Raw genomic sequence first — 19,148 nt, forward strand, 5'->3', positions numbered from 1 at the left:
TAGGATTTTACAATAACAGATTTTGATTTAATAATTTATCTAATTACATGATTAGTTTATTTTGTATTAACTTCTTTACCTGGTGAACAACAATTTTTGAATGCTGATAATTCATCATAAAAAAAAGGAAGAGATTTTGCTCTTCCCCTTTGATGATATCTTTTTGATTGTTGTTTGGTGGATTCTCTTTCAGCTTTTTCCGCAGCATTTGTTGTTGTTTCTTGAGTTGTCTTTTTCTGGCAGCACCACCTCTACCTTTATTGTTTCTGCCTTCACGTCGGGGGGATTCCCATCTTTTTAAGCGCATAATAATTATCCTTTAGAGAAGTGTGGTTTACAGGGAAAGTCACGTCTTTACTTGAATGGCAAATATGAGATTTTCCTAATCGGAACTATCCACAAAGAATAAGTGTGGATTGGTGGGAGATAATAGTCATCTCCAATTATGAATGATTTGCACATTGAGCGAAGTAGTTTACAGTAACAACTTCACCATAAATAGATTCATCACCACTCAGATGCTTTCCGGAAATTTTCTAGAAAAGTTTTCTCTTGTTTTTTGGGAATCGGGAGAAATCCTCTAATCCCATCTTTGCAGCATCTGTACTCTTTCGGGTACTATCCATGGTTGAGCAAAAACATTTACCTTAAGCACAGTTAGCTGCTAAGGCGAAAATTCCGAAGATAGAATTCTCTGCCTGTTTCCCATACCATAAAAATGTCCTAATTAAGCCAAATACACTATCAGATTTTATTTAAATATTTATAAGCTCTCCAAATAACTTAACAAGTCAGCCATTTCTTGAGGACTAGGCTGAAACTTGGGCATAGGTGGGGTTTCCCCGCTAATGACTTGATGAATCAATCCGTAGGAAGATTTATGTTTAGAAACATCTTTTAAGCTGGGACCAACTCTGCCATCGGCTTCTAAACCGTGACAACCTGCACAGTTAATTTGAAAGATGGCGTGTCCTTGAATCGGGTTGCCAGCAAGGGTGAGGACGCTTTTCACGTAGGGGTCAGAAGCTCTGGCGATCGCTTTACCAGCAAACAATCCCAAAATGACTACCAGGAAAATTGCCAGAGTCACCAAAAGGATGCGCGGAACTAAGTTTTCAGGCTTGATAATGTGGTTATCCAAAAGTTTTGCTGTTAAAGTCAAGGTGTACAAAAAAATTTATTTCCTACACATAGCTTAAAAGTTCTTGATTGTGTCTGCAAGCACAATTGTTACTTTTATTCGTCTTTAGGTTTTTCTCCCCATCTGGCAAACTTCCCCGACTCTTAATTTATCGCGACGTGGGTTGGTTATCAGATTTGGTAAGATTGGGGACAGGAAACAATCGTTTAATGAACGCAACAAGGAGAGTTATCGTGGTTGAACCCCTACTCTGTGGTATTGTCTTGGGCTTGATTCCCGTCACCCTAGCTGGTCTATTTTACGCTGCTTACAAGCAATACAAACGTCCCACCGAGTTGGGAGGCTAATAGTTAAAGGGGAAGGAGGGAAAAACTGGGAGGAAGGGAAAAGAGAAAGTTCTTGTCCTCGTTACCCATTCCCTATTCCCTATTCCCCAACCCGATAAAAAGTCAAAGCTGTGTTGCCATAAAATTTTTCTCGACATACTTCCCAATGGGGGATAACTGGTGTAATCCAATCTTCAGGACTGTGTTCCACAGCAATTTCACCAGTCGTGTCTAAAAGTTGATATTGGGCGATCGCCTCTAATACAGGTTGATATAATCCACTACTATAGGGTGGGTCAAAATAAATCCGATCAAATTGCTGTCCGGTAAGTTTGGGTAAGCGTTGTAGGACATCTCCCCGCAAAACTTGATATTTCTGTCCAGAATTCGCCACTTTCTGCCAATTTTCCTGAATTACCCCACAAGCTCGACTCGACTGCTCAATTCCCACCACCAGACTCGCTCCTCGACATAAAGCTTCCGCACCCATGGAACCGCTACCCGTACAAATATCTAACCAGCGACAACCATCAATATCTCCCTGCCAAATATTAAATACTGCTTGTCGTACACGAGCAGTAGTCGGTCGAGTATCTTGTCCGGCTAAAGTTTTAATTAGACGATTACCGTATATTCTCATGGGTAATGAGTAGGAAGTAGGACAGGTGATTAGTAGTCTGTTCCATAAGTCGTGAGGGTTTCGTAGTCAGGGATTTATCGCTGAAATCAAGGGCTAAAGCCCTGACTACAAACTATCAAATTAATGACATAGACTACTAGCCCATCCCTAACTTACAGCATAGGCAGCAGGAAAGACCTTTGTCTGTTTTGGTTTCACGTATACCTGTTGTCCCTTTTGTAACTGAAGTTGATAAAACTGTTCTCGACTCAGCAAAGCGTTGATTGTTTCTCCTGATTGCAAAGCCAGTTCTGCGCGGATTTCCCAACCAAGGTGAATAACTCGATCCACGATCGCGGTGATGGCATTTTCTTGAGGTTCGGTTTCAATTAACACATCATGGGGACGTAGAAAGATACGTTCACTATTCGCTGTGAATCCTTGATTATTTGTAATACCCAAAGGATTGGAGAGAACATTTACCGGACCGATAAAACTCATCACAAAGGGTGTGGCAGGGTTATCGTAGATATCCGATGGACTACCAACCTGCTCGATTCGTCCTTGGTTCATCACCACAATTTCATCGGCAACTTCCATCGCTTCTTCTTGATCGTGGGTGACAAATACCGTTGTGACATGAACAGAGGAATGTAAGTTACGCAACCATGCACGCAAATCCTTACGGACTTTGGCATCTAAAGCTCCAAAAGGTTCATCTAAGAGCAAAATACTGGGTTGTACTGCCAATGCACGAGCTAAAGCTACTCGCTGTCTTTGTCCTCCAGAAAGTTGGGAAGGATAGCGATCGCCAAATGTTTGCATCTGAACCAAATCTAATAGTTCCTCGACACGCTGACGAGTTCTCTGTTTTGAATGCTTACGCAAATCCATGGCAAAGGCTATATTTTCTCGCACTGTCAGGTGTTTAAATAGGGCGTAATGCTGGAAAACAAAGCCGATATTCCGTTCCTGCACACTACGGTAAGTCGCGTCTTCACCCACCAACCAAATTTGACCATGGTCTAAGGATTCTAACCCCGCAATCATCCGCAACAAGGTAGACTTACCTGAACCAGAAGGTCCCAATAAGGCAACTAAAGACCCTGTTTGAATTTCCAAACTGACATCATCCACAGCATGAAAGCTGCCATAGTGCTTAGAAACATTTCTAACTGCAATACCCATCCCTAATTTACTCCCGTCAATTTGATGTATATTACATTTAACTACGGTTCCCCAATCAATATTTAGTATTTTAAGCAAAATGTCAACTTTAAGGTCTCCCTTGACACAATCGGTACCTTATCAGGGAAAAGTGTTTGCAGCACGTTCCCTTTTACCAGTAAAGGAAAAACACCTCTGGAAAATCGAGCAAGGTGCTGTCAGAATTGTCACTTGGCACGAAGATGGTACTATCCTGACTCTCGGTATTTGGGGAGCAGGGGATGTTGTCGGAAAAGCTTTGTCAAAAACTGAACCCCATCAAATTGAATGTTTGACTAAGGTTGAAGCTAGTCTTTTACCAATGACTGACTGGTATGAAATCACACAAATTCTCCAAGTACATTTACAGCAAGCTGAAGAGATGATGTTGATTCGCAGTCAGAAAACCGTAGATATTATGGTAGTTAAGTTATTTAGTTGGTTGGGGCAAAAATTTGGGCGAGAAGTCAAGGAAGGGAAATTAATTGACTTGCGTCTTACCCATCAAGATATTGCAGAAATGATTGGTTCCACTCGTGTGACTATTACCCGTGTGCTGCAACAATTAGAAGACCAGGGTTTAATTCAGCGTTTGCGATTGCATCGAATTGTCCTGAAAGAGGAGGAGATTTGGCATTATGAGATATAAAATCAATCCTATTGCCAAAATCATTGAGTAAAATCTTCCATGGAAACTGCGTTAATTACAGGTGCTTCTAGCGGTATTGGTGAAGCGTTTGCAGAGGAATTAGCCGCACGTCAGATGAATTTAGTATTAGTTGCTCGTTCGGCAGAGAAATTGCAGCAATTAGCCCAAACATTGCAAGCAAAGTATGGAGTCCGAGTAGACGTTATACCCTTAGACTTAACTACAGCCAATGCAGCATCAGTGATATTTGATACAACTCAATCCTTGGGAATCACCATTGATTTATTAATTAACAATGCAGGTTTTGGTGATTATGGGGAATTTTCCTCTAGGCAGGGCGATCGCCAAGTACAAATGATACAGTTAAACGTTCTGGCATTAGTCGATTTAACCCACAAATATTTGCCTTTAATGCGCGATCGCCGTGGTGGTAGTATTATCAATGTTGCTTCCATTGCTGCCTTTCAACCCCTTCCCTATATGTCTGTCTATGCTGCGAGCAAAGCCTTTGTCCGTAGTTTTAGTGAGGCACTGTGGGCAGAAAATCGCCAGTATGGCATTAAAGTTTTAGCATCCTGTCCGGGACCAACGGAAACAAATTTCGCTCAGGAAGCACGTTTTCCGGCTGCGATGACAGGTAAAACCCAAAAAGTTTCCACATCAGAAGAGGTAGTAAAAGAAACACTAGCTGCCCTAGCCGCAAATGAATCAACGGTAGTGATTGGTGGAGCAATCAGCCAGTTAATTACTAGGATAGGGGCATTTGTACCACGAAAAGTCTTCTTGCAAAGCTTAGAAAAAACGTTTCGATTTTAATATCCCACCACATTAATTGTGAAGACTAAAAAATAGTAGTGGGAGCGTCTCGCTCCCTGATTGCAGGAAGCAGGCTTTGCGACTACAGTAAAATACCAAAATTAACGCGATCGCCCCTACTAATCCACCCAAGAAAGCTTGACTATTAAATTAATTTGACTACTTCCTCATATCATATCCAATTGAATACTTACAATTAAGGCAGCAGGAGAGCAGGAGGAAAGAGAATTTTCCGATTTCTGCATACACAATTTATATTGCAACTTATTATGCCGACACGCTATTAATTCTTACTCCTTACTCTTTACTCCTTACTCTTTACTCCTTACTCCTTACTCCTTACTCCTTACTCCTTACTCCCTAATCAATTCCCAGTGGTTGAAATTGTGTTTGATAAATCTTGACTAAGCGGTTAATTCCTTTAAATTGATAATCGCCCATTTCATGGAAGGCGGTATTTTGCGATAACATTTTATAAGTGACTTCACTGACAACACATTCCCCAGGGGAGCAGATACCTTCCATGCGAGCGGCGAGGTTAATAGTTGCTCCCAGGGCAGTATAATCTACCCGTTGGGAACTACCTACATCTCCCACAACTGCTTTACCACTGTTGACAGCAATCCTGAGTTGTAAAGGTTCTTGCCAAAAATTACCTTCGTTGAGAGTTTCCAAGCGAGTTAACATTTTCAATGCTGCATTAACTGCGCGATCGGCATGGTCTGCTTGAGGTTCCGGTGCGCCAAAAAATGCCATAATACAATCACCGATATATTTATCCAAGGTTCCACCGTAGGCAAACACCTCTTGAATCATTTCTTCAAAGAGATTGTTTAATAATTCGGCGATTTCTGTAGGTGTGAATCGTTCCGACATGGCTGTAAACCCAACAATATCGGCAAAGAGAATGCTGATTTCGCTTTCTTGGGGTGGTAAACGTCCGTCGGGTAATGCACCAACTGCAATTAATTGTTGTACTACTGCGGGAGAGTGATAACGTTCGAGACGTTGACGGATAACTTCTTCACTTTTGAGTTTTTCTGCAAGCAACCAACGTTGCACACTGGAAGCAACTAAGTTAGCTAGAGCAGAGAAAAAGCTAAGTTCCTCTTCTCCTTCCTTTGCCCAATGGTAGGATGAAAGGTGAGCATCGGCATAAAGTACTCCAACAACTTTGCTTTCATCCCATAGGGGTACTGCCATAGCACTACGAATATCTTTAATTAAGATGCTATGCTCGCCGGCAAATCGTTCATCATGCTGTGCGTCTGCCGTTTGAATGGCGACTTTTTCCTCAAAAACTTTCTGACAGATGCTGCGACTAATCCAACTACCATCACCGGGTAAATATTCTTCCTCAACAGTTCGAGTGGCAGCGTTGAGTAATTCCAGCTTACCACTGCCGGTGACATCAATTAATAGGGCTAAACGGTCGATACTTTTGAGATAACGGAAGACGACTTTTTGAACTTGGGAAAAAATTTCTTGGATAGAAGCTGCTGCGGAGAGATTTTTGGCAATATCGACTAAATCTTTGAGACGGGCAATACTTTTATCTTTCTTCTTGATGTCATCGTCATAATTATCTGCTTGAATCCATTGTTGTTGTAATTCTTGCACGTTGTGCATGATTGTCCGTTGTTCGGAGGTGTCAATTTGACTGTCTGAGAGCTTGACTTGTGAATCATGCAAATACACAACAACACTGATATCCCCTAGCCAAATCACATCTCCGTGACGTATTTGTAAGGGTGTGGTGACATGGCGATCGCCCAACTGGGTACCATTTTTACTACCCATATCTTCAACTGTCCAATTACCATCACCTGTTTTGACTAGACGTGCATGGGAACGGGAAACTCCCCCAAAAGGTAAATACAAGTCACATTCTGGCAATCTACCCATGATGAACACATCTTTGGTGACTGTTACATTCTTTTCTGTATTCCCCTCTTGTACGGTTAGTCTCAATTCTGTCATGGCTATTAATCTATCCTGGAAAAATGGCAGCACCCTTTCAAGGATAAAGGATGAAAGAGATGTTGCTTGTCACACCAAACATTGATAAAACTCTCCTTCTTTATGACATTTTTTTGAGCATAGCGACAAGGGCAATGTATTACAAAGTACATAATTGTCAGAAAAAACAGAGGACGGAAGAAGGTTTGATATTTAATTTGACTCACTTCGTAGGCGTAATTAGGGTCATGATTTTGCATAAATACACGCAAATCCTAGGATGAAATGTTACGCCCTGACTCCAATTATCTGAAATTAGGCAACCGATAGAATTTACAAAACCATTGCTGTATATAGTTTTTTTTTAAATTGCGAATTGGTGTTACTGTCTTTGTTAGGTATATTGGTCAGAATTAAATAGTATTTTTAGGTAATTTTAAATACTTAAATTATGTATTAATTGATGCTAAATTTTACAGAAAACATCAATTATTAAGATAGAATATATTTTAGTGGTTGGGATTAGTTGGTAGCGATTATAATTGATTACTTTTCTTTTCTTCGCTCACCACAATTATATGATGTCTCAAGATAGAGAATTAGAAATCAGGATGCAATTCCTGGAAGAGACAAGTGATAAGTTGAAGACTTTAGCATCTATTTTAGTAGAACTGACAATTCAGCATACAATTCCCTCTGAACATCTTCAAACTGCCTTAAGAGGTATGCATTCTATTAAAGGTGGTGCAGGAATTATGGGATTTTCAATTATTAGTGATTTTGCCCATAATTTTGAAGATGCGTTGAAACTTTTAAAACACAACACAATTCCTGGGGTAAATCAGCAAAGGTTCCGGGAATTACTGCTCTCAGGGGTGAGTTGCTTACAGCAAATGGTAGAAGTCTTTGCGACTGGGGAAGAGAGGATTAGTCAGCAGTGGGTGGAAGCTGATTGTCAACCGATATTTCAGGAATTGCAAACCTATGTATCCCATGGTGTGATAAATACACCGGAAAGGGGAATGTGCAATCATCAATCAGATATCGTGAATCTGTTTTTTCAGACTGAATTTGCAGAAAAGTTAGAATATTTAGCGGCTTTAATTGCTACTGGAGAAGTGGAGTTAATTTCAGAGGAAGTCATCGCGATCGCCACGGATTTTACAGGGGTAGCAGAAATCCTCAGTCTGCCTAATTTAGCTGAGTTGTGTACATTGATTAGTGAGAAAATGCATGGTGCTAATTTTCCCAGTCAATGTCTACAAGTTGCAGAATTTGCTTTGTCTGCATGGAGAAAATTTCCGCAAAATGCAACCAGCACAACCAGTAAAAATACGCAAAAAAAATCAGAGCCAATGGTGAGAGTGCCAATTCACCATCTAGAAAAAATTCATCATTTATTCGGAGAATTTAGTAGTCAGCGTTGCCAATTAAAATTACAAATTGATAACTTACATCAGCTAGCACGAAATTTAAATATTACAATTAAAGCTCTAGAACAAGAACAGCAAGGTTTATTTCTTGCCTATGAAAATTTTGCTCCTAAATGTAGCACCAAGCAGAAATATATCTCCCTAGAAGAGAATTATTTTCCCGGTTCTCAAAAATTATCAGAATTTTATCTGCTATCTGAGCAAGTCGTAGCAAGGATGTCAGCAATTAAAGAGTTGGCAAGCAATATCGAATATGGTTTGGGAAATACGGAGCAGGTGAATCGTTTACTGCACAAGAGTGTCAAAAAATTACAGCAGTCGGTAAGTCAAATGCGGATGCGTCCGTTATCGGAGGTGACAGCATATTTCTCCCCAGCAATTGAAAAGTGGTGTCAGCAGTATGGGAAAAATGTGCAATTGCAAATTATCGGTGGAGATATTTTAATTGAACGGAGTCTACTGGACATAATTCAGGAATCTCTGATGCATCTTTTGCATAATGCCTTTGACCATGGCATTGAAGATATCACAACTAGGAAAAAATTAGGTAAATCAGAGCAGGGATTAATTGTAATTCATGGTTTTACAGATGGGAATTGCACTGTGATTCACTTTCAAGATGATGGTAGCGGTATTAGTTTAGAAAAAATCCGCGATCGCGCCATAAATTTAGGAGTAGATAGTTATTTTGTCTCCCAAGCAACGGAAACGGAATTGCTTTCCCTAATTTTTACCCCCGGTTTCTCAACCAAAGAGGAAATTACTCACCTTTCTGGTAGGGGTATGGGTTTGGATGTGGTACAAAGCAACTTGCACAAAATCGGGGGAAATATCCAGGTAGAGACAACACCAGAAAAAGGAACTCGTTTTATCCTCTCTTTTCCCTCCTCCTTGGCGATCGCGCGCATATTACTAGTTGAAAGTAACAATATGTTGCTCGCCCTGCCGAAAAAATCTGTGGTGGGTGTATGCTTACTAAACCATGGGGAAATCTATTCAAACCAAGAATTCTGGCAGTGGCAAGGACAATCTTTACCCCTTCTCCATCTCGATCGCCACTTCACCTTTAACTACCTCCATCCCTGTGCCCCATCCCTAGACAATCCCCCCAAAATTGACGCTCCCACCGTCCTGATTCTCCAACAAGGTGAAAAAATAGTTGCCCTGAAAGTGGAACGTTGCTGGAGTGAACAGGAAGTTACTATCCAGCAAGTTGAGGGTTCTATTCCTTTACCGAGAGCTTTTAGCCATTGCACAATTCTGGCTGATGGTAGAGTCTTGCCGTTAGTAAATGTGCAGGGAATGGGTGGGGAGTAATTCGTAATTCGTAATGCCTCCTGCGGAGGAGCTAAGTCGCAGAGCGACACGCTACGCGAACGCTAACGTAATGCTCCCTGCGGGAGAGCTAACGCTAACGTAATTCGTAATGGGTAATAGAACAAAATACCCTGTTTCCTTATCCATTTTTCCTTATCCCTTGCCCATCTTCTGCCGCAGCTCCACCACATTCCCAATCACAACGATCGCCGGAGCTTCAAATCCGGTAGCTTCCACATCTGCAACAATTGTCTCCAACTTACCAATTAATTCTGACTGTTCCGGTCTAGTTCCCCATCTCACCAGGGCAATGGGCGTATCTCCGGCTAATCCGGCTTGGGTTAATTCTTCCACAATATAGGTCAAATTGTGAACTCCCATGTAAATCACAATTGTCTCAGAACCGTGGGCGATCGCCTGCCAATTGACTGCGGGACGATACTTACCTGCGGACTCATGCCCAGTCACAAATGTTACCGACGAACTATAGAGGCGATGGGTTAAGGGGATACCTGCATAGGCAGGAGCCGCAATTCCCGAAGTAATACCGGGCACAACCTCCACGGGCACACCTGCTGCGACTAATTCCTCCATTTCCTCACCACCGCGCCCAAATACAAAGGGGTCTCCGCCCTTAAGTCTGACAACAATGGCGTGTGACTGTGCCTTTTCAATCAAGAGAGCGGTTGTTTCTGACTGTATCAAAGAATGGCGACCTCGGCGTTTTCCGGCATCTATCTGCTCTGCCAAGGGATTAATCATTGCGAGTATTTGCGGGGATACTAAAGCATCATAAACTACAACATCAGCACATTCGAGTAATCCTTTTCCCCGTAGCGTCATCAACCCTGGATCCCCAGGTCCCGCACCCACTAAATAGACCTTTCCTAAACAATTTTCCCCTTCCTGACCGTTCATGTATGAGTTAAATCCCCAATTAAATCAGCTAACTCTGGACTAGCTCCCAAAGGTGCAGTCAGATGAAAACGCACTTCGGGAAATTGTAATTTTAGCGCTTCTTGTTGGCTGGCGATCGCGTCAGTTATACCACCAGGGAAGAGAAAATAGGTGATAATTGCCACTTCTTGACAACCAGATGCAACTAGCTGGGTAACTTGGGATTCCAGACTAGGAGAAACAGACCAATAAGCGGCGATCGCTCCCAATTTTGCTGCCATGGTTTCTACAGGTAAATTGCCCTGGGGACGACGACTACCATGGGTGAGGAGGATTTTTCCGACTGAGGGATGACTGCTAACCTGTGTTTGAAGTAACTCCGATAATCGGGGATGGGAACCCAGATAGGGGGTAATTTTTATAACTTGTTTTTCTCCAAGCAAGCTCTCCGCCTTAGCCACCTCTGCGGGAATATCTTCCATGACGTGTACACCGGGCAAGAGAAATATCGGCACAAGTTGGATTTGGTCACAACCGAGATGCCGAGCTTTTTCAGTAAATATACGTATTTTCTCATGTAACGGCTGTGGCTGTAATTCTAAAGCTGCCGCACCCACCACACCATGATTAGATACTCGCTGAGTTAACAAATTTACCAGCTGTTCCATGGCAACACCGGGGCGCGGGTCTCGACTTCCGTGGGAAACTAGGAGATAGGCTTTCAAGGGAACTTTTAATTTCTGATCACAGCCCCTAATATTACAGGAAATCACACAGGAAAAGTAGTTAATGGAACCTTTAACCACTGGGGCGATCGCATTAATTTTATTTTGCGGTAACAAATTGATTGATTGGGGTATCGGTAAAGCTTACGATGCAGCTTTTGAGAAGCTCATGGAAATATCACCCGACAAAGCCAAACAATTGACTCTACCGACGGGAGACAGGGAAGATATTGGCGAAGCGGTGTTAGTGGAGATGATAGAAAATACCGCCCAACAGGAACCGGAATTAAAACAAGCTTTGGAAATATTAGGGGAAGAAGTGGAAACAAAAGCTAGTCAAAATACAAAATTAGCCGATGCTTTCAATCAATTAGCCCAGAAAATCCAAGCCCAAAAGCCAACAATTATTAACGAAAATTGGCAAGGGATAAATATTAAAGGTGGAACAAATACAATTAACAATAATACCTTTAATTTTGGAAAATAAATGAAATATCTAACTTGTCATTTTTTCCAACAAAACTAAACCGTTTTCAGCAAAATCTATCTCCAGATGATAACCTTCCATCATTGCAACCCCCAGTAAAGGCTTATAACCGGAAGCTAAGACAATAACTGTTTTTTCTATACCATCCCAAACAACAGTCGCTGAATGTATGGCTGTCAGGGATTCACTACCGTCAGCTAGTTTTATAGGTGCGCTGGAATGCAAAGGAAGATTCATCGCACTGACTGCTTGAATTGGTAAAGTAAGGTAGCCGTTGAATGCAGTATCGACAACAAAATTTAATGAGAAATCTGGTTGTTCGGGTAAACGAAAAACCACTGGAACTGTTGCTCTAGCATCGATTATTCTGCCGTTAATCATTCGACGATTCGCTCCATCGAAGCACCAAAACTAAATGCAACATCGTAACCAATTCGCATGGTAAATAATCTGGCGTTGGGATTTTTTTTCTTTAACATTAATCCCGATTCGATACCGTTTTTATCGATTCCATATTCACCAGTTTCGGCATCAATCACAATCAACTTGCCGATATTATCGCCCTTTTCAACCTGTTGGCGAATCCCATTTTCGTAAAATTGTCTGGCTTTTTGGGCAACTTCTTCTACAGTCCAAAACAGAGCTTCCATAATATTTAAACCAGCTTTTGAACTACTATTTTTTCATACTTACCATATTGATATTATAAACGCAGGTGATGCTTTTACCCTGTTTTGCAAATGCGGAAATAAAAGGATACAGTCCGAATGCAGATTGTGACAGATTCGCTAAAATCAAAACAAACTGGAAAAATCTTGCTATGGTAGCTATCCCCGAACAAAAAATGACCATTGAGGAATATCTCCTATGGGAACCTCAACAAGAACTGCGTTACGAATACGACAACGGCGAAGTTTTTGCCATGACAGGTGGTACTATTCCCCACAATGATATTGCCCTAAATTTTTACAGAACCTTATATCCACATTTGCGTGCTAGGGGTTGTCGGGTGAATGTGTCGGATGTGAAGGTGCAAGTTACTCCCAAAAGCCCATACTATTATCCTGATGTTATCGTCAGTTGCGACCCTCAAGACCAGAATGCTCGCAAATTTATCCAAAATCCGACAATAATTGCCGAAGTTCTTTCTCCTAGTACAGCAAGCAGAGATAGGGGAGAAAAATTTACCAATTATCAGAAAATGCCTTCTTTACAAGAATATTTATTAATAGATTCGGAACAAATTTCCGTAGAACGTTTCTGTCGGGGAGAAGGGAAAATGTGGCTTTATTATCCCTATATTGAGGGAGATATAATTACCCTACCCAGCATCGAATTTGAGATGGAAATTGCATTACTGTACGAAGGTGTAGCATTTGAAGCAGAATAAATAGTTTTCCGGAATTGATAATCATCAGGCTGAAGTATCCTAAAATTACAGTGTAATTACTGAGGAGCAGTTTTAGCGATGCCTGACTCTGAGGATTTACTTGCCATCATCGAGCGCATTCTCCGTCAGCAGCACAGCGACAGGGATGTGGAGGTTTTGCGTCAGGCAATTAGTGCTAGTTCTAGCCCCGGTTCGCTACAGATTGGTAAGTATAACGTTAATATTGGGGAAGGTAAGGATATTCACATTGGTGACAAGATTTACCAAGGTGCGGATGCGGAAGCGATTCGGAGGATAATTGCTGCGCTGGTTGAAGAATTGCAAACGACTCATATGTCGGAAAATTGGCATGGGATAAATATTAAAGGTGGAAAAAATGAAATCAAAGGTAATACTTTTATCTTTAATTCCACTGAAAAAGCTAAAACTGTGGTTAATTATATTCCCTATTCTGGGACTAAGAATTTCGTCGGACGTGGTGAGGAACTAGAATTAATTCACGAAAAATTACACCAAGAAAATAACACGGTAGCCATTTCTGCGGTGTCGGGAATGGGTGGTGTGGGGAAAACAGAATTGGCGATAAAATATGCCAGGGAACATACAGATGATTATCCCGGTGGAATTTGTTGGTTAAATGTCAGAGATGCAAATATAGCTGCGGAAATTATTCAATTTGTCCAGCTAAAAATGGGTTTAGAAGTTCCCCAGCAGGATTTTCACGGAAATCCACTGACGCTGATTCAACAGGTAGCTTGGTGCTGGCAAAATTGGCAACCTCCAGAGGGTTTGGTGTTGGTTGTATTAGATGACGTGACGAATTTGCAAGGGTTTGCGGAGTTAATTCCTCCAAATCATCGTTTCCGGATTTTGATGACGACGAGGTTGCGAGATATCGACACGAATGTGGAGGAAATTTCTCTCGATGTGTTGTCACCGGAGGAAGGATTACAACTGTTAATTAATATCCTGGGGGAAAAGCGAGCAAATAAACTATCCCGTCATTGGGAAGAGGAACGACGTTCGCTGAAAGCGTTCCCGAAGGGTAGCAATCCCAATAACTCGTTGGAAGTGAAAGATGGTGAGATTGCTTCCTTACGTCGCAATGACGGAGAAAAAGCGAATATTGATCGCAATGACAATGAGTTATCCACAGCGAAAGAATTATGTAAATGGTTGGGATATTTACCGTTAGGAATCGAATTAGTGGGACGGTATATCCAGAAGAAACCACCCCATTTTACGTTAAAGAAAATGCTGGAATTGTTGCAACAGCAACGACTGGAGCAGGAAGCGATTAATCCACAACAAAAGGGATTGAGTACCGCACAACGGGGGGTTTTAGCTGCATTTGAGTTAAGTTGGGTGGAATTGAGTCCAGAAACCCAAAAACTTGCAGGATTATTAAGTCTATTTGCAGCAGATATTTTTGTGTGGGAATGGGTAGAATCGACAGCAAAAACCCTCAACTGGGATGAGTCGGATGTGGAGACAGCAATTGAGCAACTTTACCAACGTCATTTAGTGCAGTGTTTAGAGGATGATGGAGAATATAGCTATAAAATACATCCCTTAATTCGCGAGTTTTTAAAAGTAAAATTAACAGCAGATGGGGAAATAAACGAAATCAAGCAAGCATTTACTAATACTTTTATGGAAATTGCTCAAATAATTCCTGATTCCCCAACCTTAGAATTTATTAATTCAGTTAAAAAAGCCATTACCCATTTAACAGAAATTACCGAAAACTTGCTCGATGCAGTCAGCGATGAAAACTTAATTTGGGCTTTTGTTGGTTTAGCTAGATTTTACAATGGACAGGGTTTATATACATTAGCAGAACCTTGGTATCAGCAATGTGTATCAGCAGTCAAATCCCGCTTGGGAGAAAATCATCCCGACGTTGCAACCAGCTTCAACAATTTAGCTGCACTCTACTATTCCCAGGGAAGGTACGAAGCTGCGGAACCTCTGTACATCCAAGCTTTGGAGTTATACAAACAACTACTGGGAGAAAATCATCCCCACGTTGCAATGAGTTTGAACAATTTAGCTGCACTCTACGAATCCCAGGGAAGGTACGAAGCTGCGGAACCTCTGTACATCCAAGCTTTGGAGTTAAACAAACAACTACTGGGAGAAAATCATCCCCACGTTGCAATGAGTTTGAACAATTTAGCTTTACTCTACTATTCCCAGGGAAGGTACGAAGCTGCGGAACCTCTGTACATCCAAGCTTTGGAGTTAAGAAAACAACTACTGGGAGAAAATCATCCCCACGTTGCAAGCAGTTTGAACAATTTAGCTGCACTCTACGAATCCCAGGGAAGGTACGAAGCTGCGGAACCTCTGTACATCCAAGCTTTGGAGTTAAACAAACAACTACTGGGAGAAAATCATCCCCACGTTGCAATGAGTTTGAACAATTTAGCTTTACTCTACAAATCCCAGGGAAGGTACGAAGCTGCGGAACCTCTGTACATCCAAGCTTTGGAGTTAAGAAAACAACTACTGGGAGAAAATCATCCCCACGTTGCAATGAGTTTGAACAATTTAGCTGCACTCTACGAATCCCAGGGAAGGTACGAAGCTGCGGAACCTCTGTACATCCAAGCTTTGGAGTTATACAAACAACTACTGGGAGAAAATCATCCCGACGTTGCAATGAGTTTGAACAATTTAGCTTTACTCTACTATTCCCAGGGAAGGTACGAAGCTGCGGAACCTCTGTACATCCAAGCTTTGGAGTTAAGAAAACAACTACTGGGAGAAAATCATCCCCACGTTGCAACCAGTTTGAACAATTTAGCAGGACTCTACAAATCCCAGGGAAGGTACGAAGCTGCGGAACCTCTGTACATCCAAGCTTTGGAGTTATGCGATCGCGTTTTGGGTACCAATCACCCCAATACAGTGACTATTCGAGAAAACCTGGAATATTTACGCGCACAGATGAGAAAGAATGGGGATAATTCTTAGTTTCCGTCATTGCGTTCCTCGAAGAGGTTCCCGAAGGGTGGAGGAACGACGAAGCAATCTCATAGACTCGTTGGTAGTGAGAGATTTTGAGATTGCCGCGTTTCGCTTCGCTACACTCGCAATGACGGTTTAGTATTTATTGTTTTGGGAAATAGCGCGATCGCACCCTTTCTCGCAATGACGGTTAGGGTTTTGTGGTTTTGGAATAGATGGCGATCGCACCCTCTATCGCAATGACGGTTAGGATTTTGTGGTTTTGGAATGGATGGCGATCGCGTTTTGTGTCATTGCGAGGAGGAACGACGAAGCAATCGCGTTGACTAGTTTGTGTTTAAGATGTTGAGATTGCTTCCTTACTTCGCAATGATAGAGGGAGCTTTTAGTAGGTTTGTTGGGGAATGCGATCGCGTCATAGCAAATCATCATATAAATCACGCCATGCTGGATTTATACTGTTAATTAAATCGATTTTCTTCTGTCTGGAACCAGCTTTGATTTGTTTTTCTCTGGCGATCGCACTATTTATGTCGATAAAAATTTCATAATAAACCAATTTATTAACGTTGTACTTTTTTGTAAAACCTGCAATTAATTTTTCTTTATGTTCGTAAACTCTTTTGATTAAGTCGCTCGTGACACCTGTATAAATGACATTATTATATTTATTTGTTAGTAGATATACGTAGGATTGTTCATCCATTTAAAGTCTCTAATACACCACACTATATTTATTGATTATAGCGATCGCATTCCCAATCTCTATCATTGCGTCCCTCGAAAAGGTTCCCGAAGGGTGGAGGAAAGACAACGCGATCACATAGAATCGTTGGTAGGTAGTGAGAGATATTGGGATTGCCGCGCTACACTTCGTTACGCTCGCAATGACAGTTTGGTGTTTATTGTTTTGGGAAATAGCGCGATCGCACCCTTTCTCGCAATGACGGCTAGGGTTTTGTGGTTTTGGAATAGATGGCGATCGCACCCTCTATCGCAATGACAGTTAGGGTTTTGTGGTTTTGGAATAGATGGCGATCGCACCCTTTCTCGCAATGACGGTTAGGATTTTGTGGTTTTGAAATAGATGGCGATCGCATGAACTCGTTAGTGATGAGAGATATTGCGATTCCATTCGATACGTACAAAACATTTTTTCAGCTTAAATTTACTAAAACTGCGATAAAACAGTATTAGGTACAATTAATTGTTTACAATCCAGTAGAAGAGACAATTGTAGAGTAGATAAACTAACAAAATATCAAGAGTATATTATAAAACTTTTGACGAGCTATGCCAGTTACTCATTACTCACTACTCATTACCCATTCCCTAATTCACAGATTCCTGTGCTTCTCGGTGCAACTGCTTGGCAATGCGAAACATTTCCTGTCCAGCGTGTAAATAACTATCATCGTAGTTCAAAGCAAAATATTGCAATTCATCTAAACCATCATTAATTTGATTTAAACAATAATAAATATGGGCGGCAGTTCTGGCTAAACTGGGGGGATTTGGTAAGGAACGAAATTTAGTTTGTGCTTGCTTAAATTCACTTCGACAATCATCTAAATATTCCTGAAATGCTGCGAGTAAATCATCGTCGAAGGGATCGGCTGCAAGTTTGTTAATCTGTGCTTTTAAAGAACTGAGAATCCGTTTGATGATACGATTTACGGGTTGATATACCAAACGTAACCACTCTTCTACCAGCTCATCCACATCCTTGCCTGTTTGTCGTCTTTTGTGTGGTGTCTGTTGAACGGTGACTGTTTGGGATGATTGGGAGCGCAGTTGCAGTTGGCGATCGTAACTTTGTCGATTTTGAATATCGCCTAAAACTTCATAAGCTGCATTAATTCGGATAATTTCTTCATGATTGTCAGTTTCCTGGCTACTGTCAGGGTGAAACATCTTTGCCAAGCGGCGATATGCTTGTTTAATCTCCGCTTGACTGGCATTCTGATTGACCTTGAGTGTGTGGTAATGATTCGCTTCTGTCATTACTTTAATTTACTATTAACCCTCGAACTTGATAATAGGTCAAACGAAAAATTCCCAAAATTACCGAATATCAATGGGAGCATCTCGAATGTGTAAATTGTTTTTTTGTAGTGTGGGCTTCTAGCCTGGGTTCTCAAATCAGGGAGCAAGATGCTCCCACTACTGTATTTTGGCAAAATAGGGATGCTTTGAATATCAACACCCTTTTCCCAACACCATGACTTCTACAAAGAGTCTACTGATTCACATTTGCTGTAGTTCGTGGTTCTAACTCTTGAAATAATGGGGTACTGAGATACCTTTCACCAAAGCTGGGCTGAATCATCACAATTAATTTACCAGCGTTTTCGGGGCGTTGAGCAACACGAACAGCTGCACACAAGGCAGCTCCGCTAGAAATTCCAGAAAGTAAACCTTCCTCCCTTGCCAAACGTCTACCGTAGGCGATCGCCTCATCGTCAGTAACCGTAATTACCTCGTCAATCAATTTCACACTCAGAACCTGGGGAATAAATCCTGCCCCAATTCCTTGAATTTTATGGGGTCCAGGTCTACCACCAGATAATACAGGGCTATTGACTGGCTCCACGGCGATCGCCTGAAATTCTGGTTTACGTGCCTTAATTACCTCTGCCACACCCGTAATTGTCCCCCCGGTACCGACCCCTGCAACAATCATATCTACCTTGCCGTCCGTATCCTGCCAAATTTCTTCAGCCGTGGTTTCTCGGTGAATTTTCGGATTAGCAGGGTTACGAAATTGCTGCAACATATAGGCGTGGGGTGTAGTATCCACAAGGTCTTGCGCCCGCCGAATCGCCCCACTCATTCCCTCAATACCAGGTGTCAATTCTAACTCTGCCCCGTACGCCCGCAACATCGACCGACGTTCTGCACTCATGGTTTCTGGCATCGTCAAAATCAATCGATAACCCTTAGCGGCAGCAACCATCGCTAAAGCAATACCCGTATTTCCCGAAGTCGGCTCAATCAATACCGTCTTCCCCGGTTGAATTAAACCCTCAGCCTCAGCTGCTAAAATCATACTCACCCCTATCCGGTCTTTCACTGATGCTGCGGGGTTCATACTCTCTAACTTCACAACAATCTGTGCAACACATCCCTCAGCTTGCGGTATCCGATTTAACTGCACCAAGGGAGTACGACCAATAAGTTCTGTAATGTTACTAGCAATATGCATAATTT

At 41.7% G+C, this 19,148-nt stretch carries 22 protein-coding genes; 8 read left to right on the top strand and 14 right to left on the bottom strand.

Going from position 1 to position 19,148, the window contains the following annotated elements; genetic code table 11:
• Positions 1-43: 43 nt before the first annotated feature.
• Both IJ00_RS06315 and IJ00_RS06320 read right to left on the bottom strand, forming a co-directional pair.
• Complete coding sequence (locus tag IJ00_RS06315; protein WP_035151088.1) at positions 44-307, bottom strand: hypothetical protein; 264 nt, start codon at positions 305-307, stop codon at positions 44-46.
• 456 nt (positions 308-763) lie between these two features.
• Entirely contained in the window at positions 764-1,141 is a 378-nt protein-coding gene (locus tag IJ00_RS06320; RefSeq protein WP_035158540.1) for a cytochrome c, read from the bottom strand.
• A 233-nt stretch (positions 1,142-1,374) separates the two neighbouring features.
• On the opposite strand from IJ00_RS06320, the gene petG reads away from it, so the two are divergent.
• Positions 1,375-1,488 carry a cytochrome b6-f complex subunit V gene (gene petG, locus IJ00_RS27565; RefSeq protein ID WP_082127426.1) on the top strand — a complete coding sequence of 38 codons (114 nt, stop codon included), beginning with the start codon at positions 1,375-1,377 and terminating at the stop codon, positions 1,486-1,488.
• Between the two features lie 79 nt (positions 1,489-1,567).
• Here petG and rsmD read toward each other — a convergent pair whose 3' ends face one another.
• Entirely contained in the window at positions 1,568-2,107 is a 540-nt protein-coding gene (rsmD, locus tag IJ00_RS06330; RefSeq protein WP_035151091.1) for a 16S rRNA (guanine(966)-N(2))-methyltransferase RsmD, read from the bottom strand.
• Between the two features lie 147 nt (positions 2,108-2,254).
• Entirely contained in the window at positions 2,255-3,274 is a 1,020-nt protein-coding gene (locus IJ00_RS06335; protein ID WP_035151093.1) for a sulfate/molybdate ABC transporter ATP-binding protein, read from the bottom strand.
• A gap of 79 nt (positions 3,275-3,353) precedes the next feature.
• Here IJ00_RS06335 and IJ00_RS06340 point away from each other — a divergent pair, with 79 nt between their 5' ends.
• Entirely contained in the window at positions 3,354-3,941 is a 588-nt protein-coding gene (locus IJ00_RS06340) for a Crp/Fnr family transcriptional regulator (RefSeq protein WP_035151095.1), read from the top strand.
• A 39-nt stretch (positions 3,942-3,980) separates the two neighbouring features.
• Positions 3,981-4,757 carry an SDR family oxidoreductase gene (locus IJ00_RS06345; RefSeq protein WP_035151098.1) on the top strand — a complete coding sequence of 259 codons (777 nt, stop codon included), beginning with the start codon at positions 3,981-3,983 and terminating at the stop codon, positions 4,755-4,757.
• A gap of 360 nt (positions 4,758-5,117) precedes the next feature.
• Here the strand turns inward: IJ00_RS06345 and IJ00_RS06350 are convergent, their stop codons facing one another.
• Complete coding sequence (locus IJ00_RS06350) at positions 5,118-6,737, bottom strand: adenylate/guanylate cyclase domain-containing protein (protein WP_035151099.1); 1,620 nt, start codon at positions 6,735-6,737, stop codon at positions 5,118-5,120.
• Positions 6,738-7,294: 557 nt separating this feature from the next.
• On the opposite strand from IJ00_RS06350, the gene IJ00_RS06360 reads away from it, so the two are divergent.
• Positions 7,295-9,466: a chemotaxis protein CheA gene (locus IJ00_RS06360; protein WP_082127275.1), complete on the top strand. Its 2,172-nt coding sequence runs from the start codon at positions 7,295-7,297 to the stop codon at positions 9,464-9,466.
• A gap of 153 nt (positions 9,467-9,619) precedes the next feature.
• Here IJ00_RS06360 and cobA read toward each other — a convergent pair whose 3' ends face one another.
• Both cobA and IJ00_RS06370 read right to left on the bottom strand, forming a co-directional pair.
• Entirely contained in the window at positions 9,620-10,384 is a 765-nt protein-coding gene (gene cobA, locus IJ00_RS06365; protein ID WP_035151104.1) for a uroporphyrinogen-III C-methyltransferase, read from the bottom strand.
• Positions 10,381-11,088, bottom strand: coding sequence for a sirohydrochlorin chelatase (locus IJ00_RS06370; protein WP_035158542.1), 708 nt, complete (start codon positions 11,086-11,088; stop codon positions 10,381-10,383). Before IJ00_RS06370 ends, cobA begins: the two co-directional genes overlap by 4 nt.
• Positions 11,089-11,152: 64 nt before the next feature.
• Between IJ00_RS06370 and IJ00_RS06375 the strand changes: the two genes are divergently transcribed.
• Positions 11,153-11,575: a hypothetical protein gene (locus tag IJ00_RS06375; RefSeq protein WP_035151105.1), complete on the top strand. Its 423-nt coding sequence runs from the start codon at positions 11,153-11,155 to the stop codon at positions 11,573-11,575.
• A 9-nt stretch (positions 11,576-11,584) separates the two neighbouring features.
• On the opposite strand, the gene IJ00_RS06380 is transcribed toward IJ00_RS06375, so the two are convergent.
• Positions 11,585-11,956, bottom strand: coding sequence for a clan AA aspartic protease (locus tag IJ00_RS06380; protein WP_035151107.1), 372 nt, complete (start codon positions 11,954-11,956; stop codon positions 11,585-11,587).
• Positions 11,953-12,225 carry a hypothetical protein gene (locus tag IJ00_RS06385; RefSeq protein ID WP_035151109.1) on the bottom strand — a complete coding sequence of 91 codons (273 nt, stop codon included), beginning with the start codon at positions 12,223-12,225 and terminating at the stop codon, positions 11,953-11,955. Before IJ00_RS06385 ends, IJ00_RS06380 begins: the two co-directional genes overlap by 4 nt.
• 170 nt (positions 12,226-12,395) lie before the next feature.
• On the opposite strand from IJ00_RS06385, the gene IJ00_RS06390 reads away from it, so the two are divergent.
• Together IJ00_RS06390 and IJ00_RS06395 are read left to right on the top strand one after the other, a co-directional pair.
• Positions 12,396-12,965, top strand: coding sequence for a Uma2 family endonuclease (locus IJ00_RS06390; protein ID WP_035158545.1), 570 nt, complete (start codon positions 12,396-12,398; stop codon positions 12,963-12,965).
• Positions 12,966-13,043: 78 nt separating this feature from the next.
• Complete coding sequence (locus IJ00_RS06395; protein WP_238178445.1) at positions 13,044-15,944, top strand: tetratricopeptide repeat protein; 2,901 nt, start codon at positions 13,044-13,046, stop codon at positions 15,942-15,944.
• 240 nt (positions 15,945-16,184) lie between these two features.
• Here the strand turns inward: IJ00_RS06395 and IJ00_RS28170 are convergent, their stop codons facing one another.
• The gene (locus IJ00_RS28170) at positions 16,185-16,370 is read right to left on the bottom strand and encodes a hypothetical protein (protein WP_144415994.1); all 186 of its coding nucleotides are present in this window, start codon (positions 16,368-16,370) and stop codon (positions 16,185-16,187) included.
• On the bottom strand, positions 16,354-16,644 hold the full coding sequence (locus IJ00_RS06400) for a GIY-YIG nuclease family protein (protein WP_035151111.1): 291 nt from the start codon (positions 16,642-16,644) through the stop codon (positions 16,354-16,356). The genes IJ00_RS28170 and IJ00_RS06400 overlap by 17 nt, the downstream gene beginning before the upstream one ends.
• Before the next feature lie 93 nt (positions 16,645-16,737).
• On the opposite strand from IJ00_RS06400, the gene IJ00_RS28175 reads away from it, so the two are divergent.
• Positions 16,738-16,941: a hypothetical protein gene (locus IJ00_RS28175; RefSeq protein WP_144415995.1), complete on the top strand. Its 204-nt coding sequence runs from the start codon at positions 16,738-16,740 to the stop codon at positions 16,939-16,941.
• 3 nt (positions 16,942-16,944) lie between these two features.
• Here the strand turns inward: IJ00_RS28175 and IJ00_RS28790 are convergent, their stop codons facing one another.
• The 3 genes from IJ00_RS28790 to cysK form a co-directional block, all read right to left on the bottom strand.
• The gene (locus IJ00_RS28790) at positions 16,945-17,091 is read right to left on the bottom strand and encodes a hypothetical protein (RefSeq protein WP_168163390.1); all 147 of its coding nucleotides are present in this window, start codon (positions 17,089-17,091) and stop codon (positions 16,945-16,947) included.
• A 179-nt stretch (positions 17,092-17,270) separates the two neighbouring features.
• Positions 17,271-17,942 (bottom strand): J domain-containing protein, encoded by a 672-nt coding sequence (locus tag IJ00_RS06405; RefSeq protein ID WP_035151113.1) that lies wholly within the window; start codon positions 17,940-17,942, stop codon positions 17,271-17,273.
• Positions 17,943-18,177: 235 nt separating this feature from the next.
• Positions 18,178-19,143 (bottom strand): cysteine synthase A, encoded by a 966-nt coding sequence (gene cysK, locus IJ00_RS06410; RefSeq protein ID WP_035151117.1) that lies wholly within the window; start codon positions 19,141-19,143, stop codon positions 18,178-18,180.
• Positions 19,144-19,148 lie beyond the last annotated feature (5 nt).

The sequence above is a fragment of the Calothrix sp. 336/3 genome (assembly GCF_000734895.2).
Classification (GTDB): Bacteria; Cyanobacteriota; Cyanobacteriia; order Cyanobacteriales; family Nostocaceae; genus 336-3.

Bases quoted from the DNA above. Each gene is read 5' to 3' on its own strand.
- IJ00_RS06315 (WP_035151088.1), bottom strand. From the start codon at position 307: ATGCGCTTAAAAAGATGGGAATCCCCCCGACGTGAAGGCAGAAACAAT.
- rsmD (WP_035151091.1), bottom strand. From the start codon at position 2,107: ATGAGAATATACGGTAATCGTCTAATTAAAACTTTAGCCGGACAAGAT.
- IJ00_RS06335 (WP_035151093.1), bottom strand. From the start codon at position 3,274: ATGGGTATTGCAGTTAGAAATGTTTCTAAGCACTATGGCAGCTTTCAT.
- IJ00_RS06340 (WP_035151095.1), top strand. From the start codon at position 3,354: ATGTCAACTTTAAGGTCTCCCTTGACACAATCGGTACCTTATCAGGGA.
- IJ00_RS06345 (WP_035151098.1), top strand. From the start codon at position 3,981: ATGGAAACTGCGTTAATTACAGGTGCTTCTAGCGGTATTGGTGAAGCG.
- IJ00_RS06350 (WP_035151099.1), bottom strand. From the start codon at position 6,737: ATGACAGAATTGAGACTAACCGTACAAGAGGGGAATACAGAAAAGAAT.
- IJ00_RS06360 (WP_082127275.1), top strand. From the start codon at position 7,295: ATGATGTCTCAAGATAGAGAATTAGAAATCAGGATGCAATTCCTGGAA.
- cobA (WP_035151104.1), bottom strand. From the start codon at position 10,384: ATGAACGGTCAGGAAGGGGAAAATTGTTTAGGAAAGGTCTATTTAGTG.
- IJ00_RS06375 (WP_035151105.1), top strand. From the start codon at position 11,153: ATGGAACCTTTAACCACTGGGGCGATCGCATTAATTTTATTTTGCGGT.
- IJ00_RS06380 (WP_035151107.1), bottom strand. From the start codon at position 11,956: ATGATTAACGGCAGAATAATCGATGCTAGAGCAACAGTTCCAGTGGTT.
- IJ00_RS06385 (WP_035151109.1), bottom strand. From the start codon at position 12,225: ATGGAAGCTCTGTTTTGGACTGTAGAAGAAGTTGCCCAAAAAGCCAGA.
- IJ00_RS06390 (WP_035158545.1), top strand. From the start codon at position 12,396: ATGGTAGCTATCCCCGAACAAAAAATGACCATTGAGGAATATCTCCTA.
- IJ00_RS06395 (WP_238178445.1), top strand. From the start codon at position 13,044: ATGCCTGACTCTGAGGATTTACTTGCCATCATCGAGCGCATTCTCCGT.
- IJ00_RS28170 (WP_144415994.1), bottom strand. From the start codon at position 16,370: ATGATGATTTGCTATGACGCGATCGCATTCCCCAACAAACCTACTAAA.
- IJ00_RS06400 (WP_035151111.1), bottom strand. From the start codon at position 16,644: ATGGATGAACAATCCTACGTATATCTACTAACAAATAAATATAATAAT.
- IJ00_RS28790 (WP_168163390.1), bottom strand. From the start codon at position 17,091: ATGTTTTGTACGTATCGAATGGAATCGCAATATCTCTCATCACTAACG.
- IJ00_RS06405 (WP_035151113.1), bottom strand. From the start codon at position 17,942: ATGACAGAAGCGAATCATTACCACACACTCAAGGTCAATCAGAATGCC.
- cysK (WP_035151117.1), bottom strand. From the start codon at position 19,143: ATGCATATTGCTAGTAACATTACAGAACTTATTGGTCGTACTCCCTTG.